The following is a 13,976-nucleotide window of genomic DNA, read 5'->3' as shown; positions in this document are numbered from 1 at the left end:
CTGCTTGCACCCAGTGCCAGGAAAGGCCACATCGTCGAGGACGGATCCGGGAGGTCGGCAGCGGTGGAGGAGTGGATCGGCGCCACCCGATGCTGGTCGCCCAGCCCGTCGCCCGACGGCACGACGATCGCGTTCGTGTGGGACGGGGACGGGCGGCCCGCCGTCCGGATGCACGAGCGCCGCACCGGCCGGGAGTGGTCGCTGGACACCGGCGACGACCTGGTCTCGACGGTGCGCTGGTCCCCCGACGGGCAGTGGCTCGGGGTCGAGGCGGCCGCCGACGGCGGCGAGCGCACCAACGTCTTCGTCGTGCGTCCCGACGGCAGCGGGATGCGCGCCGTCCGCGGGGTCGGCGACGACGACCGCGGCGCGGTCTCGCTCGACCGCTGGACCCACACCGGCGCGGTCCTCGCGATCACCGAGTCCGACTACGACACGACGACCGCGTGGCTCGTCGACGTCGACACCGACCTGCGGCAGCGCCTCGGCTCCGGCCACGCCCTGCAGATCCTCGACGTCTCCCGCGACCGCCGCCGGGTCCTGCTGCGCCGGGGGCGGCGCGGGTCGCGCCACGTCGGGATCGTCGACCTCGACGGCACCGAGGGCTGGCACGAGATCGACAGCGGGCGCGGCCCCGGTGGCCCGCCCGGCGCCGTGGAGCACCCCGTCGCGATCACCCGCGACTCGTCGGTCGTGGCGGCGCGCTTCACCCCCGACGGCACGCGCATGCTCATCCTCACCGACGGCGGTCGCGAGCGGGCCGCGCTGGTGAGCGTGGACGTCGCCACCGACGCCCGGCCGATGTTCCCCGAGGTCCTCGCCGAGCGGGAGGACGCCGAGCTCGAGCGGTTCGCGCTCACCGAGGACGCCGGCACCGCCGCCCTGGTGTGGAACGTGACGGGGCGCAGCGAGGTCGACCTGCTCGACCTCACGACCGGCAAGCCCGCGCACTACGCCCCGCCCGGCGACGTCGTCACCTCCGCGGTCTTCAGCCACGACGACGACTCGCTCGTGCTCGGCATCCAGTCGCCCTCGGTCCCGGCCGCGGTGTGGTGCCACGAGCTGTCGTCGCAGACCACCGCGCTGATCTGTCCGCCGGAGGAACCGCGCGCGGCCGTCGTCCACCCGACCCTGGAGACCGTGACGACGCCGGACGGCCTCGCCCTGCCCGGCTGGCTCTACCGCCCGCCCGGCACGGTCGGCCCGATGCCGACGTTGATCTACCTGCACGGCGGGCCGGAGGCCCAGGAACGGCCGGTGTTCACCCCGCTCTACCAGGTGCTGCTGCAGCACGGGATCGCCGTGTACGCCGCGAACGTCCGCGGCTCGTCCGGCTTCGGCCGGTCGTTCGTCAACGCCGACAACGGCGCCGGCCGGTTCGCCGCGATCCGCGACGTCGCGTCGTGCGTCGAGCACCTCGTCGGCGCCGGCGTCGCCGACCCGGCCCGCGTCGGGGTGATGGGCCGCTCCTACGGCGGCTACCTGACCCTCGCGGCGCTGGTGAACCACCCGGAGCTCTTCGCGGTCGGCGTGGACGTGTGCGGGATGGCCGACTTCGAGACCTTCTTCGCCCGCACCGAGCCCTGGATCGCCGACGCCGCCGTCGGCGAGTACGGGCACCCGATCCACGACCGCAACCTGCTCCGCGAGCTCTCCCCCGTGCACCGCATGTCCCGGCTCGCCGCGCCGTTGCTCGTGGTCCACGGTCGTTACGACACCAACGTCCCCGTCCACGAGGCCGAGCTCGCCGTTCACGGCGCGAAGGCGGCGGGCGTGGACGTGCGCTACCTGCTCTTCGAGGACGAGGGCCACGAGATCCAGCGCCTCGACAACCGGCGCACCTTCGTGCACGCGGTCACCGACTGGCTGACCAGCCACTTCGGCCTCACCACCCCCGCCACTCCCACCCCCTGAGCGTGAGGGGAACCCTCACATCGTTAGAGCGCTCGGACCCTCCCCTCACGCCCCGCGGCGGCTGCCCAGACCGAACACGTCCGGTGTTCTTCCCGACGACGACTCGCTCCCCCAGGGCCGCGGGGTCACCTCGCCCGTCGGGGTCGGGTCCTCGAACGGCTCGGGCAGCCACGGCTCGAGCGGCAACGGGTCGGCGGCGTAGGGGTCCCACGACCGGTCCGGCACGGAGCGCAGGGGTCGCACGGGAGCGAACGGCGGGAACGGGGCGTGCCCACCCGCGGGCACCGGCGCCGCACCCCGCGGGACCCCTCCCCGTGGCGCCTCTCCCCATGGCAGCGAAGCGTCGTTGCTGTCATCGGATGACAGCGACGACGCTTCGCTGCCACGGCGGGTGCGCCGGTCGACGAGCCCGGCGAGGTCCACGAGGAGCGGCCCGGACCAATGCTCCTCGAGTGCGCGGAGCCGCCACGTGCCCAGGCCGAGGACGAGACCGAACACGACGTGGCCGAGGAACGAGAGCGTCACCGTCACCGGAGTCAGCGGGAACATCAGCTGCTGTCCGCGCGGGAGGAGCACGGTGGCCATGAGTCCGCCCCAGGTCGGGCCGATGGCGTACAGCACCGCGGCGCCGACCGTCCAGCGTGGCCCGAGGCGGCGCAGTCCGGTGGCGGCGGCGAGGGTCACGAAGACCACGCCGAGCCCGCCGCCGTCGCCCGCGTACCGCCAGACGTAACCGGCGACGCCGCCGAGGACCTGCCGGGAGCGGTCGACGTCGAGCAGCCAGGTGCCCATGGTCGGGATGAAGTCGTCCCACCAGCCGAGCAGCGCGACCGTGTCGAGCCGGAACACGTCGTACACGAACGTCGCGACGAGCCCCCACCGCAGCCCGTCGAGCACGAGGCGGTCCTCCGGCGCGGGACGGAACACCGCGAGGAGCACCAGCACCGCGGCCGCCGGGACGATGACGATCCCCGCCGACACGTGCATCGGCACCAGTCCGCCGACGTGGGCGGTGATCGCCAGCAGCGGCAGCGCGGCGAGCACGAGGTGGACGGCGACGCGGGGCGGGAGGGCGCGCAGGTTCACCGGTGGCCTCCCCCGTGCGCGACCCCGGCGTTCTTGTGCCCGGCCATCGCGGTCGCGAAGTTCTTCGTGACGGCGAGCTCGTCGCTGCGGCCGCGGGGTCCGGAGCTCGCGGTGTCGTCGTCGGCGCCCTGCTCGCAGCGCTGGGCGTCGTTGATGCAGTCGGCCCCCGCCTGGGCGCGCGCCTCGGTCGACAGGTACTCGAGCAGGGCGTGGTCGGTCACCGGGTCGTGCTGCTGCTCGGGGAAGCTGTCGATCGCGAACGACCGCCCCGGCGGCTGGTCGTAGGACACCGTGATCCGCAGGGCCGGGACCGGGATCAGGTCCTGGTCGCACTCCCCGCTCTCGTCGGGGTACTGCAGATGGCTCACGAAGTCCGCCGACGACAGGTCCTCGCCGTTCCAGCAGCTCGGGAAGTCGTACACCCGCTGCAGCTGCGAGCCCGACGGACAGATCGGGTAGAGCTCGGTGAGGCGGTCGGCGAACCCGGAGCACGTGAACTTCGAGTTCGACCCCTCGCCCGTGCTGCCCGCCTTCGCCGACCCGGTGATCAGCTGCATGTTCAGCGGCATCGGCTCGGTGCGCTGCGTGCCGTGCCCGTGGAACGTGTAGTCCACCGACGCCGGCACCACGAACGACCCGATGTTCCCGTCGAGGCTCCCGCCGTCCATCCCGACGTCGGGTCCGACCCCCTCCAGGTCGCGCAGCACCGGCCAGAAGATCGGCGACCGGTCACCGTTCGTGCACGTCGTCTCCGCCTGCTCGAGCGCGTCCTGGTTCTCCGAGGAGGCCGCGTTCGTGGACTCGTTGCCCGCGTAGTCGTGCGTGTGCTGGGCGCCGTTGCGCTTCCCGGGAGCGACGATGAAGTTGTCCGAATTGTGGTGGTCGGAGAGCGGGCAGGAGAACGAGTAGCTGCCGCCCGAGAAGTCGCCGCCGCTCTTGATGTTGCCGTTCGGCTCGACGTCCTCGATCGACACGTACTCCTGCGCCGACGCACGCCCGATCTGGTCGCGGCCCTCGAACGCGCCGTCGCCGGCCGCAGCGCCGGACTCCTTCTCGGCACCGGACTCCTCGCCGCCGGAGCCCTCGTCGCTCGACTTCCCGTCCCCGCCGGACCCCCCGTCACCGGACTTCTCGCCGTCGGACCCCTTGTCGCCGGACTTCTCGTCGTCGGACTCCTTGCCGCCGGACTTCTCGTCGTCGGAGCCCTCGTCGCCGGACTTCTCGTCGCCAGAGCCCTCGTCGCCGGACTCCTCGTCGCCGTTGTCGGAGTCCGCCACCAGCACGACCCCGACCGCGGCCGCCGCCTGCCGGGCCGCCGACCCGATGGCGCCCGCCAGCCCCAGGGGCACCCCGACCCCGAGGATCAGTACGAGCGCGACGAACACGACGACGAGCTCCGCACGCCGCCGGGTCCCGGGCGTCATCCGACGCATCAGCCACCTCCGCGAGCGGACGCTAGAGAAGCGCGTCCACCCGTGGGTGCGCTTTGGAGAAACTCGCGGCCCCGAGATGCACACCACGCAGGCCGGGCGGCCCCGGAACCTGCCCCACGTCACCCTCGCGAACGGACCACCGCCCCGCCCCGCGCATCCGCGAAGGGCACACCACGCAGGTCGGGCGGCCTCAGAACCTGCCCCACGTCACCCTCGCGAACGGACCACACCTCAGAACCGGTGCCGTCGGCACCGGTTCCACGCCACGTCCTGCCAACCCGAGTCACCATCCGTGACCACTGCTCCGTCAGTGAGCCCGCTCGCGCGGAGACCCCGCCCTCACCACACTGACCCGGTGCGATCCGGAGTCACGGCCCGCCTCGTCGCCCTCGTCGTCCTCTCGGCCACCGCGGCGATCACCCTCATCAGCCAGCGCCCACCCGCACCGGTCCCGGCCGACGCCCCACCCACCGCGTTCAGCGCCGAGCGGGCCCTCCCCGTCGTCGCCGACATCGCGCGCGAACCCCGCCCGCTCGGCAGCGCCGCGAACGCACGGGTCCGCGACGACCTCGCCGCCCGGCTCACCGCGCTGGGCCTGACGACCACCGTGCGCGACGGCACCGTCGTCGCCACCCTCCCCGGCGCCGCGCCGACCGGGCAGGTCGTCCTCTCCGCCCACCACGACTCCGTCCCCACCGGACCCGGTGCCGCCGACGACGCCGCCGGGGTGGCCGCGATCGTCGAGACGGTCCGCGCGCTGCGGGCCGGACCGCCGCTGCGCAACGACCTCACCGTCCTGCTCACCGACGGCGAGGAGGTCGGCCTGCTCGGCATGCGGCAGTGGGTGCGCACCGACCTGCCGCGCACGCCGATCGTCGTGCTCAACCAGGAGGCCCGCGGGGTCTCGGGCCCGGCTCTGCTGTTCCGCACCTCCCCCGGCAACGCCGGGCTCGTCCAGGCAATGCGGACGGTGCCGCACCCGGCGGGTGACTCCAGCCTCGTGGCGATCTTCCGCCTGCTGCCCAACGACACCGACCTGTCCGTGGTCATCGCCGCCGGTCGCCCGGGCATCGACTCGGCGTTCGTCGAGGAGCCGGAGAAGTACCACACGGCCGCCGACACCCCCGCGAACCTCGACCCGCGCAGCGTCCAGAGCCAGGGCGGCACGCTGCTGGCCCTGGCCCGCGAGCTGGGCGGCACCGACCTCGCCCCGCTGGACCCGACGGCGAGCGGCCTGCCCCCGCAGCCGGACGCCGTGTACTTCCCCCTCCGCGACCTCCTCGTCACCTACCCGGTCGCGTGGGAGTGGCCGCTCGCGCTGCTGGCCGTCGCCGGCCTCGTCGTCGTGACGTCCGCCGCCCGAGGCCGCGACCTCACGACCGCCCGCGGCGCGCTCCTCGCCGTCGTGACGAGCCCGCTGCCGCTCGTCGTCGCGGGTGCACTCGCGGTCGGCCTCTGGCAGGTCCTGCTCACGCTCCGGCCCGCCTACGCCGACACCCCGTTCCTCGACCGCCCCGGCCCCTACCAGGTGGCGACCGGCGCCCTCGCCGTGCTCGCGGTCCTCGCCTGGTACCTCCCGGTCCGCCGGCGGGTCGGGCGGACGGCCACGACGATCGGCGTCGCCGGGCTGCTCGCCGCCCTCGGCGTGCTCGGCGCCGCGGCCGTGCCGGGCGCCTCGTTCCTGGTCACGTGGCCCGCGCTCGGGCTCGTCGCCGGCCTCGCCGTCGCGGCCGCGGTCCGCGGCCGGGCGTTCCCGACGACAACAGCGGCTGCGGTCGCCGCCGTCCCCGCGGTCGTGTTCCTCGCCCCGTTCGCGATCGCCTCGTTCGGCATCGGCGGAGTCGCGACGCCGGTCCCGGCCGTCGCGTTCGCCCTGCTCGGCCTGCCGGTCGCGGCGGTCCTGGACCCGTCGACCCGGGACCGTCGCGACGCCGTCCTGCCGACAGCAGCGCTCGTGACAGCGCTGGTGGCGGCGGCGACCGGACTGCTGACCGGCTAGAGCTGGATCGACTTCACCTCGAGGAACTCCTCGAGCCCGTAGCGCCCGAGCTCCCGACCGGTGCCCGACTGCTTGTAGCCGCCGAACGGCGCGAGCGGGTTGAACGCCCCGCCGTTGACGTCGACCTGGCCGGTCCGCATGCGCCGCGCCACCTCGACGCCCCGCTCCTGCGTGCCGGCGAACACCGCACCGGCCAGCCCGTAGATCGTGTTGTTCGCGATGGACACGGCCTCGTCGACGTCGGAGTAGGGCAGCACCGAGAGCACCGGGCCGAAGATCTCCTCCTGCGCGATCGTCATGTCCGGACGCACCCCGGAGAAGATCGTCGGGCGGACGTAGGCGCCCGTCTCCAGGCCGTCGGGACGACCCGTGCCGCCCACGGCGAGCTCCGCGCCCTCCTCGACACCGCGGGCGATGTACCGCTCGACCCGCGCGCGCTGCGTCTCCGAGGACATCGGTCCGATCCGGGTCGCCTCGTCGGTCGGGTCGCCCACCGTGTACTTCGCCGAGGCCGCGACCAACTGCTCGACGACCTCGTCGTGCAACGACGCGGGCACCAGGAGCCGCGTCCACGCCGTGCAGGTCTGGCCGCCGTTGATGAAGCAGTTGCCGAGCCCGACCTTCACCGCCTTCGTCAGGTCGGCGTCGTCGAGCACGATGTTGGCCGACTTCCCGCCGAGCTCGAGCGCGACCCGCTTGATCGTCCCGGCGGCGACCTCCTGCACGCGGCGCCCGGCCCCGACCGACCCGGTGAACGACACCATGTCCACGCCCGGGTGCGCCGCCAGCGCCTCGCCGGCCTCGGGCCCGGTGCCGTGCACGACGTTGAACACGCCGGCCGGGAGCCCGGCCTCGGCGGTGATCTCGGCGAGCACCCCCGCCGTCAGGGGCGCGACCTCCGAGGGCTTGAGCACCACCGTGCAGCCGGCGACCAGCGCCGGCGCCACCTTCGCGACGACCTGGTGCAGCGGGTAGTTCCACGGCGTGATCGCGCCGACCACGCCGGCCGGCTCGCGCACCACGAGCGAGTTGCCGATCTCCTCGGTCCACGCGAAGTCCTCGGCGAGCGCCGCGACGCCCTTCGAGGTCGCCATCGGCATCCCGAGCTGCACGGAGCGAGCGAACGAGATCGGCGACCCCATCTCGGCCGTGATCGAGCGGGCCAGCTCCTCGTGCCGGTTCTTGATGCCCTCGCGGATGCGCAGCACCATCGCGGCTCGGTCGGCCGCCGGCACGCGCGACCAGGACACGAAGGCCTGCCGCGCCGCGAGCACCGCCGCGTCGATCTCGGCCGCCCCGCCGCGCGGCACCTCGGCCAGCACGGACCCGTCGGCCGGGTTCACCACCTCGATGCTCCCGGCGCCGCCGCCGGTCCGCGCCCCGTCGATCCAGTGGTCGGTCAGCGTCCCGATGCTCGCGCTCATGGCACCGATTCTTCCCGACGACGGTCGGCGCTGCCGGTCACGACTGACGGTTTCCGTCGGCGGTATGTGATACACCCAGTCCGGCACACCGTCGCCGACCTCCGAGGAACCGCCGCATGCGCACCGCCCTGACCGAGCTCCTGGGCGTCGAGCACCCGCTCGTCGGCTTCAACCGCTCCCCCGGGGTGGTCGCCGCGGTCACCAACGCCGGCGGCTTCGGCGTGCTGGCCGCCAGCATGTACACCCCGGCCGAGCTGGACGCACAGCTGCGGTGGATCGAGGAGCAGGTCGACGGCCGCCCCTACGGCGTCGACCTCCTCGTCCCCGAGAAGTTCGCGGTCGGTGACCCGGACCAGCTGGTCGCGAGCCTGCGCGCCCAGATCCCGGACGCCCACCGCGCCTTCGTCGACGCGCTGCTCGAGGAGCACGGCGTGCCGGCCGCCGCGCACGACCCGCTCGACGACACGAGCGACGAGATCGCGGCCGCGATCAACCCGGCGGGCGCCGAGGCGCTGCTCGACGTCGCGTTCGCGCACCGCATCGGGATGGTGGCCAACGCGCTCGGCCCGCCCCCGGCCGACCTCGTCGAGCGCGCGCACGCCGCGGGGGTCGTGGTCGCCTCGCTGGTCGGGCAGCGCAAGCACGCCGAGCGGCAGCTCGCGGCGGGCGTCGACGTCCTGGTCGCCCAGGGCACCGAGGCCGGCGGCCACACCGGGACCGTCGCGACGACGGTGCTCACGCCCGAGGTCGTCGAGGTCGCGGGCGGGCGCCCGGTGCTCGCGGCGGGCGGCATCGCCTCCGGCGACCAGATGGCCGCGGCCCTCGCGCTCGGCGCCTCCGGCGTGTGGTGCGGGTCGGTGTGGCTCGGCAGCCACGAGGACATCACGCCGCTCCCGGTGAAGGAGAAGTTCCTCGCCGCGGGCAGCAGCGACACGCTGCGTTCCCGGACGATCACCGGCAAGCCCGCCCGCCAGCTGCGCTCGGCCTGGCACGACGCGTGGGACCGGCCCGACGCCCCCGAGCCGCTCCCGCTGCCCCTGCAGCCGATGCTCGTCGGCCGCGTGTGGGACCGGGTGCACGACGCGGCCGCGGCGGGCCACCCCGGCGCGATCGCGCTGGACACCTACTTCATCGGGCAGGTCGTCGGCGGGTTCACCGAGCTCCGCGGCGCCGGCGAGATCACCCGCGAGATGGTCGAGGGCTGCCGGGCCCGGCTCCGTGCCCTCGGCGAGCTGGCCCGATGAGCGACCGGACCCCCGTCGTCGTCGGGACCGGGCAGTCCTCGGAGCGCCTGGACGAGCCGGGCTACCGCGGACTCTCCCCCGTCGAGCTGGGCGCCGAGGCCGCCCACCGGGCCCTCGCCGACACCGGTGCCGACCCCGCCGCCGTCGCGGCCCGCGTCGACCTCGTCGCCGCCGTGCGCCAGTTCGAGGCCTCCGCGCCCGGCGCCGTGGCCCCGCTCGGCGCCTCCGACAACGTCCCGCGCTCCGTGGCCGCCCGGGTGGGCGCCGACCCGCGGGTCGCGGTCCTCGGCGTCGTCGGCGGCCAGACCCCGCAGTCGCTGGTCACGGAGGCGGCCGGCCGGATCGCCGCCGGGGAGGTCGACGTCGCCCTGGTCGTCGGGGCCGAGGCGATGTCGACGGCGAAGCGCCTGCTGACCTCGGTCGCCGAGGAGGACCGCCCGGACTGGACCGAGCACGTCGGCGGGCAGCTCGACGACCGCGGGCTCGGCCTGGAGTCGTTCATCGTCCCGGAGCAGGTCGAGCACGAGATCCTGGCGCCGGTGGTGCAGTACGCGCTGTTCGAGCACGCCCGCCGCGGCCGGCTGGGGCTCGACCGCGAGGCCTACCGGCGTGACATGGCCGAGCTGTTCAGCCCGTTCTCGGCGGTCGCGGCGACGAACCCGCACGCGGCCGCCCCGACGGCACGGTCCGTCGACGACCTCGCCGCCGCGACCGACGAGAACCGCCCGATCACCGACCCGTACCTGCGCTACCTGGTGTCCCGCGACGCGGTCAACCAGGGGGCGGCGGTGCTCCTCGCCGCCGCGGACACGGCGCGCGAGCTGGGCGTCGCCGAGGACCGGTGGGTGTACCTGCACGGGCACGCGGACCTCGTCGAGCCGCCGCTGCTCGAGCGCGCCGACCTCGGGGCGAGCCCGGCGGCCGCGACGGCCGTGCGACGCGCGCTGGAGCGCACCGGCATCACGGTCGACGACCTCGCGACGATCGACCTCTACAGCTGCTTCCCGATCGCCGTCCGGGTCGTCACCGACGTTCTCGGCCTCGCTCCGGACGACCCGCGCGGTCTCACCGTCACCGGCGGCCTGCCGTTCTTCGGCGGCCCGGGCAACGACTACTCGCTGCACGCGATCGCCGACACGGTCACGGCGCTGCGGGCGCGGCCGGGGGCGTACGGGCTGGTCGGCGCGAACGGCGGGGCGATCCACAAGTACTCGGCCGGCATCTACTCGACCCGGCCCGCCGCGTGGCAGCCCGCCGACGACGCGGCCGCCCAGGCCGACGTCGACGCGATCCACACCCGGGACGCACCGGGGAAGGTCGCCCGGGCCGACGGTGCGGCCACCGTGGAGACCTACACCGTCGAGTACCACCGCGACGGCCGACCGCGCGGCGCCGCGGTGGTGGGGCGTCGGCACGACGACGGCCGCCGGTTCCTCGCCCGCGTCGCCCCGGACGACACGGCCGCCCTCGAGGCGTTCGCGACGACGGACCCGCTCGGCCGGAGCGTGCAGGTCGCCTCGTCCGAGGGCGGCAACCGCGTGACCCTCACCTGACGGCGGGTGGCGCGCCACCCGCCGTCGTGCAGGATCAGTCGAAGGAGAGCTCGGTGTCGCGGGTGCGCTTGAGCTCGTAGAAGTACTCGTAGCCCGCGAGGAGCTTCGCGCCGTCCCAGACCTGACCGGCCCGCTCGCCCTTGGGGATGCGGGTCAGGACCGGGCCGAAGAAGGCCGAGCCCTCGACGTGGATGACGGGCGTGCCGACGTCCATGCCGACGGGGTCCATGCCCTCGTGGTGGGACGTCTTGAGGGCCTCGTCGTACTGGTCGGTGTGGGCGGCCTCGGCGAGCTCCGCCTCGAGACCGACCTCGGCCAGGGACTTCGCGATGACGTCGTCGAAGTCCTTGTTGCCCTCGTTGTGGATCTTGGTGCCCATCGCCGTGTACAGCGGGGCGAGGATCTCGTCGCCGTGCTTCTGGGCGGCCGCGATGGCCACGCGCACCGGGCCCCAGGCCTTCTTCATCATCTCCTGGTACTCCTCGGGCAGGTCCCGACCCTCGTTGAGCACCGCCAGGCTCATCACGTGCCAGGCGATCTCGATGTCGCGGACCTTCTCGACCTCGAGCACCCAGCGCGAGGTGATCCACGCGAAGGGGCAGAGCGGGTCGAACCAGAAATCGACGCGTGCCTTCTCACTCATGACAGCAGGCTTCCCTCGATCGACGGCAGGTATCCAGGCGCAACGGTCGAAGCATCAAGTGTGTTCCGCGCCTCGCCCGACGACCGCGGATAGGGTGCGGGGGTGGCTGCTCCGAACCTGACCAGGGACGACGCGCGGGCCCGCGCCGAGGCCCTCGAGGTCGACTCGTACTCGATCGCCCTCGACCTGACCGACGGCACCGACGAGCCCGGGGAGTCGACGTTCCGCTCGACGACCACGGTGCGGTTCTCCTCGACGAGGCCGGGCGTGGCGAGCTGGATCGACATCGTCGCGGCGGGCGTGCGCAGCGCCACGCTGAACGGGGTCGCCCTCGACGTCTCCGGCTACGACGAGGAGAAGGGCATCGAGCTGCCCGACCTCGCGGCCGACAACGAGCTCGTCGTCGACGCCGACTGCCGCTACATGAACACCGGCGAGGGCCTGCACCGCTTCGTCGACCCGGTGGACGGCGCGGTCTACCTCTACAGCCAGTTCGAGACGGCGGACGCGAAGCGGATGTTCGCCTGCTTCGACCAGCCCGACCTCAAGGCGACGATCACGCTCACCGCGCTCGTCGCGCCGGACTGGCACGTGATCTCCAACGGCGCGCTCTCCACGACGACGACGCTGGACACCGGCGCCGTCCACCACGCCTTTGACACCACCGCGCGGATCTCGACCTACCTGGTCGCCCTGATCGCCGGGCCGTACGCCCGCTGGACCGACACCTACGCCGACGAGCACGGTGAGATCCCGCTGGGCATCTACTGCCGCGCCTCGCTCGCCGAGCACATGGACGCCGACCGGCTGTTCACCGAGACCAAGCAGGGCTTCGGCTTCTACCACCGCAACTTCGGGGTGCCCTACCCCTTCGCGAAGTACGACCAGCTGTTCGTGCCCGAGTTCAACGCGGGCGCCATGGAGAACGTCGGCGCCGTGACGTTCCTCGAGGACTACGTCTTCCGCAGCCGCGTCACCCGCTACCTCTACGAGCGCCGCGCCGAGACCGTGCTGCACGAGATGGCGCACATGTGGTTCGGCGACCTCGTCACCATGCGCTGGTGGGACGACCTGTGGCTCAACGAGTCCTTCGCGACCTGGGCGTCCGTGGTCAGCCAGGCCGAGGCCACCGAGTACCGCAACGCGTGGACCACGTTCGCCAACGTCGAGAAGTCGTGGGCCTACCGGCAGGACCAGCTGCCCTCGACCCACCCGATCGCCGCCGACATCCCCGACCTGCAGGCCGTCGAGGTCAACTTCGACGGCATCACCTACGCCAAGGGCGCGTCGGTGCTCAAGCAGCTCGTGGCCTACGTCGGGCAGGACGAGTTCCTCGCCGGGCTGCGGCTCTACTTCTCGCGCCACGCCTACGGCAACGCCACGTTCGACGACCTGCTCGGCGCCCTGACCGAGTCCAGCGGCCGCGACCTCTCGGGCTGGTCCGCGGAGTGGCTCCGGACGACGGGCCTCAACTCGCTCTCGCCCTCGTTCACCGTGGGGGCCGACGGCGCGTACTCCGCGTTCGCGGTGCTCCAGGGCGGCGCGAAGCCCGGCGCCGGCGAGACCCGCACGCACCGCATCGCGGTCGGGATCTACTCTCCCGACGACGCCGGCCGGCTCGTCCGGGTGCACCGCACCGAACTCGACGTCACCGGCGAGCGCACCGAGGTGCCGGAGCTGGTCGGCGTGCCGGCGGGCGCGCTCGTGCTGGTCAACGACGACGACCTGACCTACTGCACGATGCGCCTCGACGAGCGCTCGCTGACCACGCTGATCTCGAGCATCGGCGACGTCGCCGAGCCGCTGCCCCGCACGCTGTGCTGGTCGGCGGCGTGGGAGATGACCCGCGAGGCCGAGCTCCGCGCCCGCGACTTCGTCGCGCTCGTGGTCGGCGGGATCGCCGCCGAGACCGAGGTGGGCGTCGTCCAGCGGCTCCTGCTGCAGGCCCAGACCGCGCTGGCGTCCTACGCCGACCCGCAGTGGGCGGTGGAGGAGGGCTGGCCGTCGTTCGTGGCGACGCTGCTCGACCTCGCGCGCACCGCCGAGGCCGGCTCGGACCACCAGCTCGCGATCGTCAACGCGCTCTCCGGCTCCGTGCTCACCCCGGAGGCGCTGACGGCCCTGGCCGGGTGGCGCGACGGGTCGGCGCCGCTCGAGGGGCTCACGGTCGACACCGACCTGCGCTGGCGGCTGCTGCACGCCCTGGTGGCGCACGGGACGGCGGGTGAGGCCGAGATCGAGGCGGAGCTGGCGCGGGACAACACCGCGACCGGGCTGCGGATGGCCGAGCGGGCCCGCGCGCTGGTGCCGACGCCCGAGGCCAAGGCCCGGGCGTGGGAGCGCGCGGTCTACGACGACACGCTGCCCAACGCCATCAACATGGCGATCATCATGGGCTTCTCGCACCCGGCGCAGGGCGCCCTGCTCACCGACTACCGCGAGAAGTACTTCGCGTCCGTCGACGAGGTGTGGGGGCGGCGCTCGAGCGAGCAGGCGCAGCCGATGGTGCAGGGCCTGTTCCCGTCCTGGGCCGTGGAGCAGGCGACCGTCGAGGCGGCCGACCGCTGGCTCGCCGACGAGCACCCGGCGGCGCTGCGGCGCCTCGTCACCGAGGGGCGGGCCGGGATCGTTCGGGCGCTCGCGGCCCGGCAGGCCGACGCCGGGTAGACGCCCCGGAACG

9 protein-coding genes are annotated in these 13,976 nt (G+C 73.8%); 5 read left to right on the top strand and 4 right to left on the bottom strand.

Annotated elements, in window-relative coordinates:
* The first annotated feature begins 63 nt into the window (after positions 1-63).
* Positions 64-1,914 carry a prolyl oligopeptidase family serine peptidase gene (locus ACQPYX_RS07920; protein WP_433802348.1) on the top strand — a complete coding sequence of 617 codons (1,851 nt, stop codon included), beginning with the start codon at positions 64-66 and terminating at the stop codon, positions 1,912-1,914.
* A 45-nt stretch (positions 1,915-1,959) separates the two neighbouring features.
* Here ACQPYX_RS07920 and ACQPYX_RS07915 read toward each other — a convergent pair whose 3' ends face one another.
* Together ACQPYX_RS07915 and ACQPYX_RS07910 are read right to left on the bottom strand one after the other, a co-directional pair.
* On the bottom strand, positions 1,960-3,000 hold the full coding sequence (locus ACQPYX_RS07915) for a hypothetical protein (RefSeq protein WP_433802347.1): 1,041 nt from the start codon (positions 2,998-3,000) through the stop codon (positions 1,960-1,962).
* Positions 2,997-4,433, bottom strand: a complete 1,437-nt coding sequence (locus ACQPYX_RS07910; RefSeq protein WP_433802346.1) for a DUF1996 domain-containing protein — start codon at positions 4,431-4,433, stop codon at positions 2,997-2,999. The genes ACQPYX_RS07915 and ACQPYX_RS07910 overlap by 4 nt, the downstream gene beginning before the upstream one ends.
* 355 nt (positions 4,434-4,788) lie before the next feature.
* On the opposite strand from ACQPYX_RS07910, the gene ACQPYX_RS07905 reads away from it, so the two are divergent.
* Positions 4,789-6,432, top strand: coding sequence for a M20/M25/M40 family metallo-hydrolase (locus ACQPYX_RS07905; RefSeq protein WP_433802345.1), 1,644 nt, complete (start codon positions 4,789-4,791; stop codon positions 6,430-6,432).
* Here the strand turns inward: ACQPYX_RS07905 and ACQPYX_RS07900 are convergent.
* Positions 6,429-7,856: an aldehyde dehydrogenase family protein gene (locus ACQPYX_RS07900; RefSeq protein ID WP_433802344.1), complete on the bottom strand. Its 1,428-nt coding sequence runs from the start codon at positions 7,854-7,856 to the stop codon at positions 6,429-6,431. The two genes, ACQPYX_RS07905 and ACQPYX_RS07900, sit on opposite strands and share 4 nt — an antisense overlap.
* 116 nt (positions 7,857-7,972) lie before the next feature.
* On the opposite strand from ACQPYX_RS07900, the gene ACQPYX_RS07895 reads away from it, so the two are divergent.
* Together ACQPYX_RS07895 and ACQPYX_RS07890 are read left to right on the top strand one after the other, a co-directional pair.
* The gene (locus ACQPYX_RS07895; RefSeq protein WP_433802343.1) at positions 7,973-9,100 is read left to right on the top strand and encodes a nitronate monooxygenase; all 1,128 of its coding nucleotides are present in this window, start codon (positions 7,973-7,975) and stop codon (positions 9,098-9,100) included.
* Positions 9,097-10,653: an acetyl-CoA acetyltransferase gene (locus ACQPYX_RS07890; protein ID WP_433802342.1), complete on the top strand. Its 1,557-nt coding sequence runs from the start codon at positions 9,097-9,099 to the stop codon at positions 10,651-10,653. Before ACQPYX_RS07895 ends, ACQPYX_RS07890 begins: the two co-directional genes overlap by 4 nt.
* Before the next feature lie 34 nt (positions 10,654-10,687).
* Here the strand turns inward: ACQPYX_RS07890 and ACQPYX_RS07885 are convergent, their stop codons facing one another.
* Positions 10,688-11,296 carry a mycothiol-dependent nitroreductase Rv2466c family protein gene (locus ACQPYX_RS07885; protein WP_433802341.1) on the bottom strand — a complete coding sequence of 203 codons (609 nt, stop codon included), beginning with the start codon at positions 11,294-11,296 and terminating at the stop codon, positions 10,688-10,690.
* Between the two features lie 102 nt (positions 11,297-11,398).
* Here ACQPYX_RS07885 and pepN point away from each other — a divergent pair, with 102 nt between their 5' ends.
* Entirely contained in the window at positions 11,399-13,963 is a 2,565-nt protein-coding gene (gene pepN / locus ACQPYX_RS07880; RefSeq protein ID WP_433802340.1) for an aminopeptidase N, read from the top strand.
* The last annotated feature ends 13 nt before the right edge of the window (positions 13,964-13,976 follow it).

This window comes from Actinomycetospora sp. CA-084318 (genome assembly GCF_050955885.1).
Lineage (GTDB): Bacteria > Actinomycetota > Actinomycetes > Mycobacteriales > Pseudonocardiaceae > Actinomycetospora.
This window is presented reverse-complemented; position numbering and strand designations above follow the sequence as displayed.

Coding starts and splice junctions, on each gene's coding strand:
- ACQPYX_RS07900 (WP_433802344.1), bottom strand. CDS start 7,856: ATGAGCGCGAGCATCGGGACGCTGACCGACCACTGGATCGACGGGGCG.
- ACQPYX_RS07885 (WP_433802341.1), bottom strand. CDS start 11,296: ATGAGTGAGAAGGCACGCGTCGATTTCTGGTTCGACCCGCTCTGCCCC.
- ACQPYX_RS07895 (WP_433802343.1), top strand. CDS start 7,973: ATGCGCACCGCCCTGACCGAGCTCCTGGGCGTCGAGCACCCGCTCGTC.
- ACQPYX_RS07890 (WP_433802342.1), top strand. CDS start 9,097: ATGAGCGACCGGACCCCCGTCGTCGTCGGGACCGGGCAGTCCTCGGAG.
- ACQPYX_RS07910 (WP_433802346.1), bottom strand. CDS start 4,433: ATGCGTCGGATGACGCCCGGGACCCGGCGGCGTGCGGAGCTCGTCGTC.